Here is a 16,027-nt window from a genome sequence, read left to right on the forward strand (position 1 = left end):
AATCGCCCCGAACTCGTCGGAAACGCTAGGTTCGGCCAGGCCGGAAGTAATGAGTAAGGTGACGCATGATCCGCGAGTAGGTATGAGGGATACGCGATGCTCCGAGGTGGGCGCGGGAGATCCAGGCCGTCGAGGCGCTCCTGGCCGACGCTTCGGCCGGGGTCAGCGGCGTACTGGTGATCAAGGGTGATCCCGGGATGGGGAAGTCCGCCCTTCTCGAATACGCCGTGCAGACCGCTTCGGCGGCGTACGTGCTGCGGGGCACCGGCGTGGAAACCGAGGTGGAGCTTCCGTTCGCCGCGCTGCACCTGCTGCTCAGGCCCGCTCTCGACCGGCTCGGTACGCTGCCGGCTCCGCAGACTGCCGCACTGCGTGGCGCGTTCGGGCTGGCCCCGATGGGTCAAGCCGACAAATTCCTCGTGGGGCTGGCCACGCTCAGCCTGTTGGCGGAACTGGCGGAGGACCGCCCGCTGCTGGTAGTCGTCGATGACGCCCAGTGGGTCGACGAGGCTTCGGCCGCAGCGCTGCTGTTCGCGGCGCGACGGCTCCAGTCCGAGGGGATCGCCGTCTTGATCGCCGCGCGCGACGAGCCTTCCTTTCCCACCAACGGATTGCCGGAACTGCGTCTCGGCGAGCTCGGCCGCGAGGACGCCGAATCCCTCCTGAGCGCCGAACTGCCCAGCGAACTGCGGGAGTCGGTGCTCGCCGAGGCCGGCGGCAACCCACTCGCCCTCGTCGAGCTATCCAAGGCCGCCGACCAGGGCGAACTCGACATCGCCGGACCGCTCCCACTCACCGACCGGCTCCAGGCCGCCTTCGCCGGCCAGCTCGACCGGCTCCCCGAACCCACGAGACGCATACTCGCCGTGGCGGCCGCCGAGGATTCCGGCTCGCTGAGCATCGTGCTCACCGCGGCCCCGACCTTGGGCATTCCCGCCGACGCGCTCGAACCGGCCGAGCTGACCGGGCTCGTCAAGGTGACCGGGGGTGTCATCCGCTTCCGCCATCCTCTGCTGCGCTCCGCGGCGTACCAGATGATCTCCTCGTCGCAACGCCGCTTGATCCATCACGCGCTGGCCGGGGCCGTCAGCGGCGATCGGCGGGCCTGGCATCTGGCACTGGCCGCAACCGGCCCGGACGACCAGGTCGCCGACGCCCTCGAAGAGTCGGCCGAGCGAGCCGGCGCGCGCCTCGGGTACGCGGCCATGGCGACCGCCTACGAGCGATCCGCGCAGCTCAGCGAAGATCAGCGGCAGATCGCCCGCCGGCTGGTAGCTGCGGCGACGGCGGCAAGCGAGGCCGGTCAGTTCGCACGCGCGGTGGCCCTGAGCGACCGCGCCGAGAGGCTGACCGGGGATCCCGCGATGTTGGCCCGGCTCGCGAGAGTGCGATCGGCGGCGGCGTTCAGCGAAGGTTCGTCCCGGCACTCGGCTCGCATTCTCATCGACGGCGCGGCGCTCGTCGCCGAGATCGATCCGGAGTCGGCCGCGAACATGCTCATGACCGCCTCACGCGACATCTGGCCTACCGGGGACGCCCCTTTCACGACCGAAGCGGCGAGCGCGCTCGACCGGCTCGGCCTGCCCGCCGACGACCCGCGACCTGATTTGGCCCGCGGCCTCGCCGACATCTACGTGCGCAATCTCGAGTCCGGTTTCCCGCTCGTGAGCGACTTCCTTCGCCGCCCGCCGCCCGAGGACGTCGAGAGCCAACTGGCAGTGTCAGCCCATCCCGTCTTCGTCGCCGGCCGCCTCGACCTGGCTGTTTCGCTGTCGACTGGACTGGCTGCCCAGTGCCGGGCCGAGGGTCGCATCCGGCTGCTCCCCGCTGTGCTCGACTATCTCGCGTACTCGCAGCTGCTGGCCGGGCGTCATCGCGACGCCCGGACCAGCGCCGAGGAAGGACTTCGGCTCGCCTACGACACCGGCGATCAGCATCCGGCGACGAGCCTGCTCGCCTGGCTCGCCGCCGTCGAGGGAGACGAGCAGCGCTGCCGGCCGTTGGCCGAGGAAGGGCTCCGGCTCGCCCTCCGCCATCAGCTGCCCGTCGCGGGCCTGCTCTCGACCTGGGCGCTGGCCATGCTCGACCTGACGCAGGGCCGCGATCAGGCCGCGCTCGACCGTCTCCTGGCCCGGCCCCGCGGCTCGTCGCACTTCGCCACCCGGGTGGTGGTCGACGAGGTCGAGGCGGCGGTACGCCTCGGCACGCCGGAATGCGTACGCGAATCGCTGGCGCTCTTCGAACGATGGACCGCGTTGTCGGGCGAGGCCTGGGCGCTGGCCCTCGTCGCCCGGTGCCACGGCATCCTGCACGATTCCGAGGAGGACTTCCTCCGCGCGCTCGACTGGCACAAGCTCGCGCCGCAACCGTACGAACAGGCCCGAACCCAGCTCGCGTACGGCGAATGGCTGCGTCGCCGGCGTCGCAAGGCCGAAGCCCGGCCGCATCTGCGCGCCGCCAACGAGGCGTTCGATCGGCTCGGAGCCCGGCCGTGGGCCGACCGCGCCGCCGCAGAGCTGCGGGCCTCCGGCGAAGCCACCCCCACTCGTCGTCGCGCCGATCCCGGCAGTGTGCTGACCGCTCAGGAATTGCAGGTCGTACGCCTCGCGGCAACCGGCGCGACGAACCGGGACATCGCAGCGCACCTGTTGCTCAGCCCGCGCACCATCGGGCAGCACTTGTACAAGGCGTTCCCGAAGCTGGGCATCTCCTCCCGGACGGAGTTGGCGCGGCTCGAACTCGACCGGCTCTAATCGCGTCGCCCGACGCCGCCTCTATTCCTCCGAACTCGGTCGAGGATGCGACCGACCAGCGTTGCCACGCCGACGGCGCACGACACCAGGACGATGCTGCCGATGACGTCCAGGACGTAGTGGTTCGCCGTGGTGAACACGACGCCGATCATCAGCAACGGGAAGATCCAGGCCGCCAGGGCCGCCTTCGGATGCGAAGACCGCAGGGCCACCCAGACCGCGTACGCACTCCACAACGACCAGCCGACGTGCATACTCGGCATGGCGGAGAAGGTGTTCTGTCCATCGTGGATTGTCATGGTGGACTGCCCCCAAACGATGTCGACGACACCGGCAAGCGCGAGCCGTGGCGGCGCCAACGGATAGAGCCAGTAAACCGGCAGCACCAGGGCTGTCATCGCGACTAGAGTCCGCCGCACTTGCGGATAGACCGCGGAACGCCGCAGATACCCCCACACCAGTACGCCGAGCACGACGACGTAGTACGTGCGGTACAGGTAGACCGCAGGCTGGATGAGGATCGGATGCTCGGTGAGCCACCGATTCGCCGCCCGTTCGACGTCCAGGTGCAGCGCCCGTTCAACGGTCTGCACCGTACGCGCGTGGGCGTACGCGGCGGCGGCGTCCTTGCCCAGCATGTCGTGCACCCGGGTGAACACGAAGAGCCAGAGCGCCAACCCGGCGACCTCGAACGTCGCCTTCTTCACCCGATCACGTCCGGCGTGCATACGTCCTAGACGGCGAAGCACCCCCGAGGGTTGCATCTGGTCATCGGAACGACCACGTGCTGATATCGGTGTCGTCGAGGCACACCAGGTGCTCGTCGTCCGCGGTGCACAAGCCGGTGCCGTGAATCTGGCCGAGCTCCCCGATCTCGCCGTCGCGCGTGATCGCCGCGAACCGCAATGTGCGCGCCGAAGACGACGTTCCCAGCGGACCGAGGATCACACCGTCGCGGAGGACGTCGACATGCTGGTCGTCCTGAACCGGAGCATAGGTCGCCACCAGCCTTCCGTCTCGGTCGACGACCTTGTACTGAGTGTGGTCGCTGACCCGGCCACCGGCCACGACGTATCGGGCGCCGATCTGCGTGACCCGCCCCTGGGGCTCGAACCCGAGGTCCGTACGCCAAGCCGGATGGTCGACGCCAGCTTCCACGGCGACCAGTTCCGAACCTTCCATGAAGCAGAGGAACGTGTCCAGGCAGACGGAGACCGGAACCGGCGACTGCGACGTCCACGTTCCTTTGTAGAGGTCTCGACTGCCCGTGGCGTTGATCCCGGTGATCTTAAGTGGCGTACCTGCTGGGCTCGTCACGTAGACCTCGCCATGTGAAGCCCCCGCAAGACGGCTGCCGATCCCCATGAGGCGCCTGCCCGCCTCGGACCGTCCCTCATCGGCGGATCCCCTGCTCGCGCTGAAGAGATCGACCTGCCCGGCCGCGTTCATCACCGCGATCCACGTGGCGTCCTCCGCGACGAGCGGGCCGAAGGCAGACGGTGCCGCCGCGAGGTCGCTGGGCAGGACGTCGTCGGCTCGGGCGGCGGTCGTCTGATACCGCCATCGGCGGCTGCCGGTCCGGACGTCGCGGCCGATCAGATCGGCACCCTCGATCGCGACGACGACATCGCCCGCGACGAACAAGATCGCCCCGGTATGCCACAACTCCGCACCCGATCCGGCGTCGACGAAAGTCGTCCGCACCGGCTGGGATATGCCCGACGTCATTATCAGTACGCCGGAGTGCCGTGCGATGGACAGCCCGCTCACCTCTCCCTGGGCGGCGATGGTCGTCGGCCCCCAGACGACCCGGCTCGTCCAGAGGTCGATGCGGGCCAGCACAAGCGAGTCCGGCGTACGCGTATGCCAGGCGACGTAGCCGCTGCCGAAGGCGGCCAGCGTCAACGCGTCCCCTTGCCGCCCGGGCGCTCCGAAGGTGAGAGCCGTGCCGGTCCGTTGCAGCGAGCTGAACCCCGACGGTGCCGCTGTAGGCATCGGCTGTGGACCGTCACCGGGTTGTGGCTGCGAACGCTGTCTCGACGTCAGCGTGACGCCGCCCAGGGTGGCGACGACGACCGCGAACACCGAGAACACGATGATCGCCGTCTGCCGACGGCGACGGCGATCGCCGCGGCGGCGCATCTCGGGAGCGTCGGCGATGGAGACAGAGTCGGCGGCGGCCCGCGCACGGGCGAAGAACTCGTCCAGGTCAGTAGACATCGATCTCCCCCTGTTCGGCGAGCCGGGCGGCGAGTGCGGCGCGGCCCCGGGACAGCCACGATTTGACGGTGTTGGGGTTGGCCTTCATCTCGGCGGCAACCTGGTCGACGGAGAGGTCGGACAGGTAGTGCAGCGCCATCGCCCGGCGCTGTTCCAGCGGTAGCCCGACGAGGAGCGACGCCACGAACATGCGATCGTCGCCTGGTGGTGGTGTCGCCTCGAGCACGGGTTGCGGCCGGGTACGCCGCAAGGAGATCCGCCGCCAGCGATCGGTGGCCAGCCGGGTGACGACCGTACGCAGCCAGGCCTCCGGGAGGTCGTAGGCGCGTACGCGTTTCCAGTGGTGCCACGCCCGGGCGTACGCCTCCTGCGCGAGATCCTGTGCCTCGGCGGGATCCGCCGTCAGCCCGTACGCGTACCGCACCAGACGCTGGGCGGTGCCGCGATAGAACTCGTCGAACTCCTCGCTGCCGTCCATGTCCCCCGTCTCTCAACGCGCCTGCGAACGGTCTCTCAGCCGTTGCGAACGTAAACACGGATGGCCTGCCGTCCCGGTTGCGGAGCATCCATGATCCTTTGAGCGCGCCGTACGCAAGCCACGCGCCGTACCCAGGCACGCGGTACGCACACCGGTACGGAGTCCGTCTCCCCCACGGATTTCCGTACGCACCCCGATGCCCCGAATCCGCGTACTCCCTAGGTTTCAGGCCAGTGTTCCCAGCCCTAGGAGAGTTTTGAGATGGCAAAGCGTTGGATGGCCGCGGCAGTGATCGCGGTGGCGCTCGCGGCGGGTGCGAGCGGCTGCGGCGACGACTCGACGACCACCGGCTCGGGGAGCGGCCCGGCGGCCTCCACGGGCAAGGACGCCAAGGCGGGCAAGGTCAAGGCCTGTGATCTGCTGACCCCGGCTGACGTGGCGGGTCTGCTCGGAGCGGATTCACCGAAGCCGTCGAAGCAGTCCGCCAAGGAGTGCGTGTACACCAATGGCACCAAGCTGGCGCAGATCGCCGTAGAGCCGGGCACCTTCGACGCCGCGGTCATGAAGACGGTGCTGGGCGATCGCGCGGTGAAGGTCGAAGGGCTGGGCGACGTCGCGTACACCTTCCAGAACCAGGCGATCGGCCAGACCCACGTCTGGGCGAAGGGCCAGTATCTGACGCTGTCGGTCTCGGCGACCACCGCCGACGACACGGTCGCCGCGTCGAAGCAGCTGGCCGAGAAGGCCGTCGGACGGCTCTGACCTCGCTCGCCGGAGGCGGCCATCCCGCCTCCGGCGACATTGCCAAGACGAGGCGAAACATCCATCGAAAACTATTTGACGCGGTTGATACGTTAATCCTCCGTGCTTCCGGCGGGTGGGGAAACCCACTCACCCGAAGGAAACACGCATGCGACGTACGCCCGCTCTGGCGTTCCTCCTCCTCACGATCTTCATCGACGCGCTCGGCCTCGGCATCGTCGTGCCCGTCGTGCCCGCCCTGCTCACGTCGGTCTCCGGTGGCACCGCTCCGGCGGCGTACTGGTCGGGGCTGATCAACACCGGGTATCCGGTTCTCCAGTTCCTGTTCGTGCCGTTGCTCGGTCGCCTGTCCGACCGCTGGGGCCGGCGGCCGATCCTCATCGGCTCGCTGACTCTGCTGGGCGTCGATTATCTGGCGCACGCCCTGGCCTCCGCACCGTGGCTGTTCGCACTCGCTCACGCCCTGGCCGGAGCCTTCGCCGGAACCTGGACCGTCGTCAACGCGTACGTCGCCGACGTGATCCCCTCCGAGGATCGACTCCGCGCGTTCGGCCTGATCGGAGCCGCGTTCTCGCTCGGTTTCGTCGCCGGACCCGCCGTCGGCGGCCTGCTCGGTGATCTTGATCTGCGGCTGCCGTTCCTGGCCGCCGCTGCGCTGGCGTTCGCCAACGCCGGGTACGGCCTGCTCATCCTGCCCGAGTCGCGGCGCGGCGACGGCACGACCAGCCTAAACTGGTCGGTGGCGAACCCGTTCAGCTCCATCCTGATGGTGGTACGCCGTCCCACCCTCCGCCGCGTCACGCTGGCGCGGTTCCTCGGCGACCTGGCCCGCATGACGAATCAAGTCATCTGGGTCTTCGTCATGATCGCCCGGTTCGCCTGGCCGACCAGCCGAGTGGGCCTGCTGATGGCCGCCTCCGCGATCGTGGGCACCGCGGCTTCGGCCTGGCTGTCCGGCCCACTCGTACGCCGCCTCGGGCACCGCGGCGCAGCCGTCCTCACCTCCCTCGCGTCAGCGCTCAGCTTCGTGGGGTTCGCCGTCGCGCCAGCCGATCTCCTTTGGCTGGCGATCGCCGCCGGATGCGTCGGCAGCATCGCCGGCACCGCCCTGCAAGCCTGGGTCACCGACCTCGTCGGCCCGGACGAACAAGGCACGGTCCAAGGAGCGCTCGCCAGCCTCGGGTCGTTGGCCGAGATGTGCGTACCCATCGTCGCTAGCGCACTGTTCGCGTGGTCGCTGACGGTCGGCGCGCCCGGCCTGATCCTCGTCGTGGCAGCCGGCTGCGTCCTTGTCGCGACCGTCGTGATCCACCACGCTCCTAGCTCGTGATGATCGACATCCCGATCCGTGTCAATTCGGGGCCCGGTTTCGACACGGATCGGGATGTGGATCACCCGCCGCGACCGTGCCACGACCGTGGCGCGACAGGCGCAAGACGGCTCGGTGACAGGACGGCGGCGCATCGTGGTCACACCACAACGAGCCAGGAGGCAATCGTCATGCCGACGTTCCAGACCCCGACGCCGATCACCGCCACCGTTGACATCGTCCTCGGCGACATTCGCTTCGTCGCCGGTGACCGGTCCGACACCGTGGTCGAGGTTCATCCGATAGATCCCACCCGGCGGCTCGACATCGAGGCGGCCGAGGCGGTGGTCATCGCGTACGCCGATGGCAGGCTGCATGTCCGGCAGCCCAGGCTGCGTACGGTGTTCCCCAGGCGCTATGGATCGGTGCGCGTGCTGGTCCATCTGCCGACCGGATCGGACGTACGCGGTGACACCGCCGAAGGCGAGTACCTCGTCCAGGGTGTGGTCGGTTCGTGCCGGCTCACCACCGCCATCGGAGACATCCGGGTGGACCGGGCTGACGACGTGCGCCTGACGACGACCAGCGGCAAGGTGCACCTCGACCATGTGACCGGACGAGCCGACGTGTACGCCAACGGCGACGTACGCATACGTCGCTTGGACGGTGACCTCATCGTCCACCCGGCCCGGCAGCTCACGGCGTGACGGTACGCTCGGCCAGCTCCTGCCAGTCCCGGGCCTGACCGTCCCGGAGCGCCTCGGCGAATGCCGACTCGTCGAGGCGGCCGCTCGCCGCTTCCATGATCCGGTCGGCGTCTGTCTGCGTACGATCAGGCATTCCACGAAGGACTTCCGCGGCCGCGACCAGACGCACGGCCTGCGCGTCGTCGCCTTCGCGCAGGGCGAGATCGGCGATCCCGACCAGCACCTGCGCGGTCATGGGCCGATAGCCGAGCTGGACCGCGGCGTGGAGCGCCTCCGCCCGGTACGCCCGCGCCTCCGCCAGGCTCCCGGCGAGGTAACCGCGCAGGTCTTGGGCGAGCAGGAAGAGGCCGCTGCTGTCGTCCCCGGGGCGGGCCTGAAGCGTCGCGAGGTGCGCACGAGCCTGTTCCGGCTCGCCGCGCAACCGGGCCAGCTGGGCCTTAGTCAGGGTGACCTCCGCGAGCGTGTCCGGCCAGGTGATGCCGTCGGCGGCGCGCTCGGCCTGGGCCAGCGCGGCGGCACTGGCCGGCTCGTCGCCGAGCAGCCGATACAGCTGCGCCTGCCGGGCTCGGATGCTCACGACCTCTTCGTTCGCGCCCACCTCCTGCAGCACGCCGACCGATTCGTCGTAGTACGCGCACGCGGCGGCGAACTCGCCACGCAGCGCGAGCCGATCGGCGAGGAAGGTCAGGGCCGCCGAGATGCCCCAGCGGTCGCCGAGCGTACGGAACTCAGCGAGCGCGATCTCGATGTCGCCGTCCACTTGCGACTCATCCTGACCGAGGGCCAGCCGCAGCCGGTTACGGGTCAGCCGGGCCTGGGCGCGTACCCACGGATCGGCGTCGGCGACCACCGAGTCGAACGCGGGCAGGAAGTCGGTCGGCTCGCGCAGCATCCGTTCGAGCGGCCGGGCGAACCCGAGCAGCGGATGCTGATAGCCGCTGCGCTCGGCCGCCTCGTACGCCTGCACGATCCAGTCCTGAGCCTGATATTGGTCACCACCTGCGCCGGAGCTCACGAACAGCGTCACCAGCGTGCACGCCAATGCGCGTACCTCATCGGAGACCTCGCCGGGCAACGACGCCGCCGCGACACACAGCTCCGTCCCCTCGGCTCGGTGTCCACTGAGGAACCAGTACCAACCCGCCGCCCCGGCCAGCCGCATCGCCTCCTCGGCCCAGCCCTCGGCGATCGCGAGGCGCAGGGCCGCGCTGATGTTGTCGTGCTCGGCCTCCAGGACCGCGAGCCACTCCAGCTGCTCGCCCCGGCGCAGGTGCGGGTCCGCGGTCTCGGCCAGCTCGATAATGAACATGAGGTACGCACGACGGGCGGATTCCACCTCACCCGCCTCGGCGAGGCGCTGGGCGGCGTACTCCCGGATGGTGTTGAGCATGCGATAGCGCGGCGCGCCTTCGCCGTACGAGTACAGCAGGGACTTCTCCGTCAGCGCGGTCAGCAGGTCGAACGCGTCGGAGGCATTGCCGCAGACGTGTTCGGCCGCTTCCAGACTCACTCCGCCGGAGAACACCGACAGCCTGCGCAGCAGGTCCCGTTCGGCCTCGCTCAGCAGATCCCAGCTCCAGTCCACCACCGCGCGCAGTGTGCGGTGCCGGGCCAGCGCCGTCCGGCTGCCCCCTGTGAGCAGGTGAAAACGGTCGTCGAGCCGATCGGCCAGCTGCTCGACCGACATGGTACGCAGCCGAGCCGCCGCCAGCTCGATGGCCAACGGCATACCGTCCAGCGCCCGGCATATGCGGGCCATCGTCGCCAGCGTCTGTTCGTCCGAACCGACGTCACGGCGTACCGCATCGGCTCGGTCGCGCAGAAGGCGTACCGCCGCCGAATCGCCGATCTGCGCGGAGCTTGCGCCCGGCGCGGGCAGCGCGAGCGGCTCGACCTGCCGCAGGGCCTCGCCGGTGATGCCCAGGGGCTCCCGGCTTGTGGCCACGATCCGCAGTCGGCGGCACTCGCCGAGGAGCCGGTCGGCGAACTCGGAGACGGCCTCGATCATGTGCTCGCAGTTGTCGAGGACCAGCAGCATCACGCGGTCACGCACCGCGGCGACCAGCCGATCCACGGCGTCGCCGCCGGAGGCCGCGGCGGGCGACTGATCGCGCAGCCCGATCGCCGTGAGCACCGCCTGCGCGAGTTCGGCGCCCGCCTGAAGCGAGGCGAGTTCGACGAGCCAAGCGCCATCGGGCAGATCGCCGAGCATCCGCCGCGCGACCTCGGTGGCCAGCCGCGTCTTGCCGGAACCGCCGGCACCCGTCACGGTGACCAGCCGATGCCGGGCCGCAAGCTCGGCGACCGCCGCGACGTCGTCGTCCTTGCCGACGAACGAGGTCAGCTCGGCGCGCAGATTCGTGCGGCGGTTCTCCGCCCGGCCTCCGATCTCGCCGCGCAACACCGCGGTGTTCAGGGCGGACAAGTCGGCCGAGGGATCGACGCCGAGCTCCTCCCCCAGCCGCTCGGACAACTGCTGGTAAACCGTCAACGCCTCGGCGCCCCGGCCCGCCTCGGCCAGCGCTCGCATCAACGCCGCGACGAAGCCCTCCCGCAGCGGATACGTCGCCACCAGCTCGGTCAGTTCCGAGACGAGATGAGCGCCCCGGCCGAGCCGGATCTCGGCGTCGACGCGGTCACCGAGGACAGCCAGATGGCGTTCGCTCAACCCGGAGACGGTGTTGTCGAAAGCCTTGCTGCCGAGCAACGCGATGCCTTCCATCGCGGTCCCGCGCCACAGATCCAACGCCGAACGGAGCAGGTCTACGCGTACGGGGTCGTCGGCGGTGCGGGCCTCGTTGACGAGCCGCTCGAACCGGCTGACATCCACCGCTTCCGCCTCGGCGACCAGCCGGTATCCCCCGGACTTCGCCTCGATCGAGCCCTCCGGCAGCACCCGGCGCAGCCGGGAGACGAGCACCTGCAAGGCGTTCGCGGCGTCGGCCGGCGACTCCTCGCCCCAGATCCAGTCGACCAGCCGAGCCCGGGTGACGACGCGCCCCGGTTCGAGAGCGAGCGCCGCCAGCAGCGCACGCAGCCGCGCGCCCGGCACTTCCACCGGTACGCCGTCGCCGGTTCGCACCTCGAACGGCCCAAGCAACCCAATCCGCACCTGGTTGATCCTTCCGCATGGACGGCCGACCATCTTCGCCGCCTATCGGTATGCCTGCTCCTCGGTGATCAGACTTCGGCGGTCGCCGAGGTCGCCGAGTAGACGTGCGGGGCGAGAACGGCGCACTCGCGCAGATTGCGATAGCGGCCGTCGAAGTCCAAGCCGTATCCGACGATCATGCCCTCGGGGACGTCGAAGCCCACATACTGCACTGCCTCCTGATTGCGCGGCGCTTTCGGCTTACGGAACAGCGTGCAGAACGCGAGGCTCGCCGCACCCCGCGAACGCAGATTCGAGGTGACCCACGAAGCGGTGAGCCCGGTGTCCATCACGCCATCCACGATCAGTACGTGCCGCCCGGTGATGTCGACGTCGATGTCCTTCAGGAGGCGTACCGATCCTGAGGAGTGCACGCCCGAACCGTAGGACCGGACCGCCATCCACGCGATCTCGACGTGCCGGTCGAACGCCCGGGCCAGGTCGACGGTGACCATCGCGGCGCCGCCCAGCACCCCGATCACCACCAGGTCCCGTCCGGTGAAATCCCGTTCGATCTCCTCTGCCATTTCGCGTACGCGAGTGAGGATCTGCTCCTCGCTGAACAGGATCTCCGCAAGATCGGACGCAACGTGGTGGTGGTTCATCAGTCAACCTCGCCAGGTCGGGGTGCCACGGGCTGCTACAGCGTCTCAGAGATCCACTGCGCCCGCACCAGCAGGGCAGCGCGCCCGCCCGCTCCTTTCCTCGCCCCGCCGGCCGCCGCGCGAGTGCTCACGGCAGGCTCCCACGGCATGATCGTCGGAAGCCGACAATCATGGGCGTTTTTGTGCGATGAATGTCGGAAGCCGACGATCATGGGCGCGCTGCCGCGAGGCGAGGCAGCCCCAGCCCTTGATCATGTGCCCATGGTCAGCGTTGAGACGCCTTTTTCGTAGATCAAGTGCCGGTGGTCAGCGGAAAACGGGCTCTCAACGCTGATGACGGGTACTGGATCTACGAATCGGGCCACAGATCGCAGGTCCAGGGCACTTGATCACGGCAGCCTTGATCTAGGAGTTTCTACGGCGACGCACCGCTTGTCGCCACCGGCCCGGGCACGTAACGCGCTGAGTTCCCACCTTCGACGCCGAGCGCGGTGCGCGCCAGAGACCGGCCGACGGGCGACGAGGTGGCCGGACTGCGTTCACTGTGACGTTGTGCAGGTATCGGGGCGCGGGAAACCTGCGTAACGTCACACCGAGCCCCGGGCCCGCCGAGCGAAGCGGCCCCGTCGAGCGAAGCGCCCGCGTCCAACTAAGCCGCCGCGTCCAGCGAAGCGCCCGGGTAGGGCGAGGCCCACTCGGCGCGGTCGACGGCGTCAAGCCGAGCCAGTTGCGAGGCGCTCAACTCCAGCGAGACACCGTCGAACGCGCTGTCGAGCTGGTAAAGCTTGCTCCCACCGAGCATCGGCGTGAGCCCGCGTCCGAGCAGCCAGGCGAGCACCACCTGACCACGCGCCGCGCCCACCTCCCCCGCAACCTCGTCCAACACACGTAGCCGAAGACTGTTGCCGGGATGGTCGTACACCGAAGGGATTTCCTTCTCCGGGTTGTCGTACGCCCCGGACAACAACGGCGTGTAAGCCCACACGTCCATCCCATGCGAGGCGGCATAGTCGGCCTGCTCATCGCTGAGTACGCCGAAGCGGTGCGAGACGCCGGGCGGCAAAGTGCCCGGCCGCGGCCGCAGGTAGGTGGCGTTGAGCTGCAGCGCGTCGAACGGCTTCGCCCCGATCGTGCGGGCGTACGCCCGGCCGCGTTCGACCAGCCACGCCGGGTGGTTGGAGACGCCGAACCGGTCGGCGGGCAGCTCGGCCAGCGCACCGACGGTGTCCTCAATGGACACGGAGCGGTCTTCCTGATGCAGCCAAAGGAGGTCGACGCGGTCGATCCCGAGCCGGTCCAGCGAACCCGCGAACGCCGTCTTCACCGCTGCGGGTGACAGTCCTTGGCGGCCTTCGGGCCAGGAACCGGGGGAAAGAGGTTCCGCGCCGAGCTTCGTCGCGATGCGCACCCGATCGCGTACGCCGGGCCGAGCAGCCAGCCATCGTCCCAGTACGCGTTCGCTGTCGCCGCCGTGGCCGGACTCGCTGGCCCAGAACGCGTAGCAGTCGGCCGTGTCGATCCACACGCCACCGCGCTCGACGAACCGGTCGAGCAGCGCGAACGAGGTCTGCTCGTCGACGGTGGTACCGAACATCATCGCCCCGAGCACCAAGTGCCTTGCGTGAGTCATGCGAACGACCTTCGCACCTAGAGCCCGCTCTAGGTCAAGCCGAAGGCGGGACGAAACAATCGGGGGTTGACGCCCACCGGGGGGTCATTCCTATAGTACTAGGCATCTAGTGAAACGAGGCGTCACGATGATGGAGTTCCACCTTGACGGTCGTTCCGGCGTAGCGCCCTATCTGCAGTTGATCCAGCAGGTGCGGCAGGCGTTGCGGCTCGGCCTCCTGGTGGAGGGCGATCGGCTGCCGACGGTCAAGGAGGTGGTCGCCAAGGTGGCGATCAACCCGAACACGGTCTTCAAGGCGTACCGCGAACTCGAGTACCAAGGGCTCGTGGCGGCCCGGCCGGGCGTGGGCACGTTCGTCGTACGCACCCTGGCCGACGAGTCGCTGGCCGCGCACGAGTCGCTGCGCAAGGAGTTGCGGGCCTGGCTGGAGAAGGCGCGCGCGGCCGGGCTGGACGACGAGAGCATCGAGGCGATCATCGCGACCACTGTCCGCACCCCCACGGAGGAGTCCCCATGACCGAACCCGCGCTCAAGGCAGTGGGTCTGACCAAGCGATATGGGCGGCATCTGGCCCTGTCCGACTGCACTCTCGACATCCCGGCCGGGCGGGTCGTCGGGCTCGTCGGCCCGAACGGCGCCGGCAAGACCACGCTGCTCCAGCTGGCGGCGGGCATGCTGCTCCCCACGGCGGGCTCCATCGAGGTCCTCGGCGGAAAGCCGGCGACTGGTTCAGAGCAACTGGCCAAAGTCGGTTTCGTCGCGCAGGACACGCCGACCTACGCGAACCTCTCCGTCGCCGAGCACCTGAGGTTCGGCGCGTCCACGAATCCGCGGTGGGACCAGGCGACCGCACAGGAGCGCGTCGCCCAGATCGGCCTGAACCCCCAGCAGAAAGCCGGCAAGCTGTCGGGTGGTCAGCGGGCTCAGCTGGCCCTCACGCTCGCCATCGCGAAGCAGCCGGAGCTGCTGATCCTCGACGAACCGGTGGCCAGTCTCGATCCGATGGCCCGCCGCGAGTTCCTCAAAGGACTGATGAGCTTCACCGCCGAGCACAAGGCGAGCGTCATCATGTCCTCACATCTGGTGTCCGATCTGGAGCGTGTCTGCGACTACCTGATCGTGCTGGTCGCCTCGCAGATCCGGGTCGCCGGCGACGTGGATGACCTGCTCGCGGGCCACTTCCGGCTCGTCGGGCTGCGTACCGACCTCGCCGACCTGCCGCCCGGCGTACAGGTCATCGAGGAAAGTCACGTCGAACGACAGTCCACCCTCATCGTCCGCGCCGACGTCCCGCTCGACGGGCCGTTCGCCGTCGAGCAGCTCAGCCTGGAAGACCTGGTCCTCGCCTATATGGCCCAGGCCACGTCCCGCGTCGCCGAGGAGGCCGTCCGATGATCTGGTTCACCTGGCGGCAGACCCGCACCCAAACCATGATCACCGCGGTGGCCCTGGCCGCGCTCGGCGTCCTGCTGCTGGCCACCATAAGCACGATCACCAGCCTGTACGCCCCGGTGGCGGTCTGCAAAAGTGACTGTGAAGGCGCGATCTCCACCTTCCTGGTCCAGTTCGAAGCCAGCACGGCGTTCCCCGCGTACTTGGCCGCAGTCGGCGCGATGTATCTGCTGCCCCTGTTGCTCGGCATCTTCGGCGGCGCGCCGATGATCGCCCGGGAACTCGAGAGCGGTACCCACCGTCTGGTGTGGAATCAGTCGGTGACCCGCACCCGTTGGCTCGCGATGAAGCTCGCGGCGGGCGCGGCGCTGTCGGTCGGCTCGACGGGCTTGCTCAGCTGGGCGGTCACGATGTGGTCCCAGCGCATCGACTCGGCGTCGCAGGACCGGATGATTCCGCTGCTCTTCGGATCGCGCGGCGTCGTCCCCGTCGCGTACGCGTTGTTCGCCTTCGTGCTCGGCGTGACCGCCGGCATGCTCCTGCGGAAAGTGGTGCCTGCGATCGCGGTGACCCTCGCGGTCTACATAGGCGCAGTGGTGGCCATGCCACTGTGGATTCGGGCGCACCTGATCTCGCCGGTTCACGAGACGATCGCCTTGAACGCCGACAAGATCCAGGGCCTGTCGCTCAGCCCCGACACCGGCCAGATGACGGTCACCGCGGCCGAGACCGAGAACGCCTGGACAGTCGCGAACAAGACGATCCTGAGCGACGGCAGCACCTTCACCGGTCCGGCCGACCTGTCGGTGTGCGGTCCCGAGGCCCCGCTCTCCAAGTGCCAGGCCTGGCTGGGCTCGCTCAATCTGCGGCAGGATCTGCTATATCACCCCACCAGTCACTTCTGGCCGTTGCAGTGGGCCGAGGCCGGCGTCTTCATCGGGCTGTCGGTTCTGCTGGGCGCGTTCTGCTTCTGGTGGGTTCGCCGCCGCATCGTCTAAATAGGACTGTCCCAGCAGGATG

The 16,027-nt window shown here is 68.9% G+C and carries 13 protein-coding genes; 7 read left to right on the forward strand and 6 right to left on the reverse strand.

All coding sequences use genetic code 11. The features are described from left to right. Positions 1 to 119 precede the first annotated feature (119 nt). Positions 120 to 2,753 carry a LuxR family transcriptional regulator gene (locus HOV77_RS12465; protein WP_290861728.1) on the forward strand — a complete coding sequence of 878 codons (2,634 nt, stop codon included), beginning with the start codon at positions 120 to 122 and terminating at the stop codon, positions 2,751 to 2,753. Here HOV77_RS12465 and HOV77_RS12470 read toward each other — a convergent pair. From HOV77_RS12470 to HOV77_RS12480, 3 genes are all read right to left on the reverse strand, one after another. Further along, positions 2,750 to 3,460 carry a phosphatase PAP2 family protein gene (locus HOV77_RS12470; RefSeq protein ID WP_290861589.1) on the reverse strand — a complete coding sequence of 237 codons (711 nt, stop codon included), beginning with the start codon at positions 3,458 to 3,460 and terminating at the stop codon, positions 2,750 to 2,752. The two genes, HOV77_RS12465 and HOV77_RS12470, sit on opposite strands and share 4 nt — an antisense overlap. 61 nt (positions 3,461 to 3,521) lie before the next feature. Continuing rightward, positions 3,522 to 4,973, reverse strand: coding sequence for a hypothetical protein (locus HOV77_RS12475; RefSeq protein ID WP_290861591.1), 1,452 nt, complete (start codon positions 4,971 to 4,973; stop codon positions 3,522 to 3,524). Further along, a complete protein-coding gene (locus HOV77_RS12480; RefSeq protein WP_290861593.1) occupies positions 4,963 to 5,451 on the reverse strand; it encodes a SigE family RNA polymerase sigma factor in 489 nt (162 codons plus the stop codon). Before HOV77_RS12480 ends, HOV77_RS12475 begins: the two co-directional genes overlap by 11 nt. A gap of 261 nt (positions 5,452 to 5,712) precedes the next feature. Between HOV77_RS12480 and HOV77_RS12485 the strand changes: the two genes are divergently transcribed. The 3 genes from HOV77_RS12485 (at position 5,713) to HOV77_RS12495 (ending at position 8,229) form a co-directional block, all read left to right on the forward strand. Continuing rightward, positions 5,713 to 6,213 carry a hypothetical protein gene (locus tag HOV77_RS12485; RefSeq protein WP_290861595.1) on the forward strand — a complete coding sequence of 167 codons (501 nt, stop codon included), beginning with the start codon at positions 5,713 to 5,715 and terminating at the stop codon, positions 6,211 to 6,213. Positions 6,214 to 6,361: 148 nt separating this feature from the next. Then, positions 6,362 to 7,543, forward strand: coding sequence for an MFS transporter (locus HOV77_RS12490; RefSeq protein WP_290861597.1), 1,182 nt, complete (start codon positions 6,362 to 6,364; stop codon positions 7,541 to 7,543). A 170-nt stretch (positions 7,544 to 7,713) separates the two neighbouring features. Beyond that, positions 7,714 to 8,229, forward strand: coding sequence for a hypothetical protein (locus HOV77_RS12495; protein WP_290861599.1), 516 nt, complete (start codon positions 7,714 to 7,716; stop codon positions 8,227 to 8,229). Here the strand turns inward: HOV77_RS12495 and HOV77_RS12500 are convergent. The 3 genes from HOV77_RS12500 to HOV77_RS12510 form a co-directional block, all read right to left on the reverse strand. Next, the gene (locus tag HOV77_RS12500; protein ID WP_290861601.1) at positions 8,219 to 11,341 is read right to left on the reverse strand and encodes a BTAD domain-containing putative transcriptional regulator; all 3,123 of its coding nucleotides are present in this window, start codon (positions 11,339 to 11,341) and stop codon (positions 8,219 to 8,221) included. The genes HOV77_RS12495 and HOV77_RS12500 overlap by 11 nt on opposite strands. Positions 11,342 to 11,409: 68 nt before the next feature. Further along, positions 11,410 to 11,985, reverse strand: a complete 576-nt coding sequence (gene hpt, locus HOV77_RS12505; protein ID WP_290861603.1) for a hypoxanthine phosphoribosyltransferase — start codon at positions 11,983 to 11,985, stop codon at positions 11,410 to 11,412. A gap of 649 nt (positions 11,986 to 12,634) precedes the next feature. Next, positions 12,635 to 13,615: an aldo/keto reductase gene (locus HOV77_RS12510; RefSeq protein ID WP_290861605.1), complete on the reverse strand. Its 981-nt coding sequence runs from the start codon at positions 13,613 to 13,615 to the stop codon at positions 12,635 to 12,637. A 127-nt stretch (positions 13,616 to 13,742) separates the two neighbouring features. On the opposite strand from HOV77_RS12510, the gene HOV77_RS12515 reads away from it, so the two are divergent. From HOV77_RS12515 to HOV77_RS12525, 3 genes are read left to right on the forward strand one after another with little or no spacing between them, the layout of a single operon-like run. Further along, the gene (locus tag HOV77_RS12515) at positions 13,743 to 14,132 is read left to right on the forward strand and encodes a GntR family transcriptional regulator (protein WP_290861608.1); all 390 of its coding nucleotides are present in this window, start codon (positions 13,743 to 13,745) and stop codon (positions 14,130 to 14,132) included. After that, the gene (locus HOV77_RS12520; RefSeq protein WP_290861610.1) at positions 14,129 to 15,010 is read left to right on the forward strand and encodes an ABC transporter ATP-binding protein; all 882 of its coding nucleotides are present in this window, start codon (positions 14,129 to 14,131) and stop codon (positions 15,008 to 15,010) included. Before HOV77_RS12515 ends, HOV77_RS12520 begins: the two co-directional genes overlap by 4 nt. Continuing rightward, positions 15,007 to 16,005 (forward strand): ABC transporter permease, encoded by a 999-nt coding sequence (locus tag HOV77_RS12525; RefSeq protein WP_290861611.1) that lies wholly within the window; start codon positions 15,007 to 15,009, stop codon positions 16,003 to 16,005. Before HOV77_RS12520 ends, HOV77_RS12525 begins: the two co-directional genes overlap by 4 nt. Positions 16,006 to 16,027: the final 22 nt, after the last annotated feature.

Origin of the sequence: Hamadaea sp. (assembly GCF_013362815.1) — a bacterium.
GTDB lineage: Bacteria > Actinomycetota > Actinomycetes > Mycobacteriales > Micromonosporaceae > Hamadaea.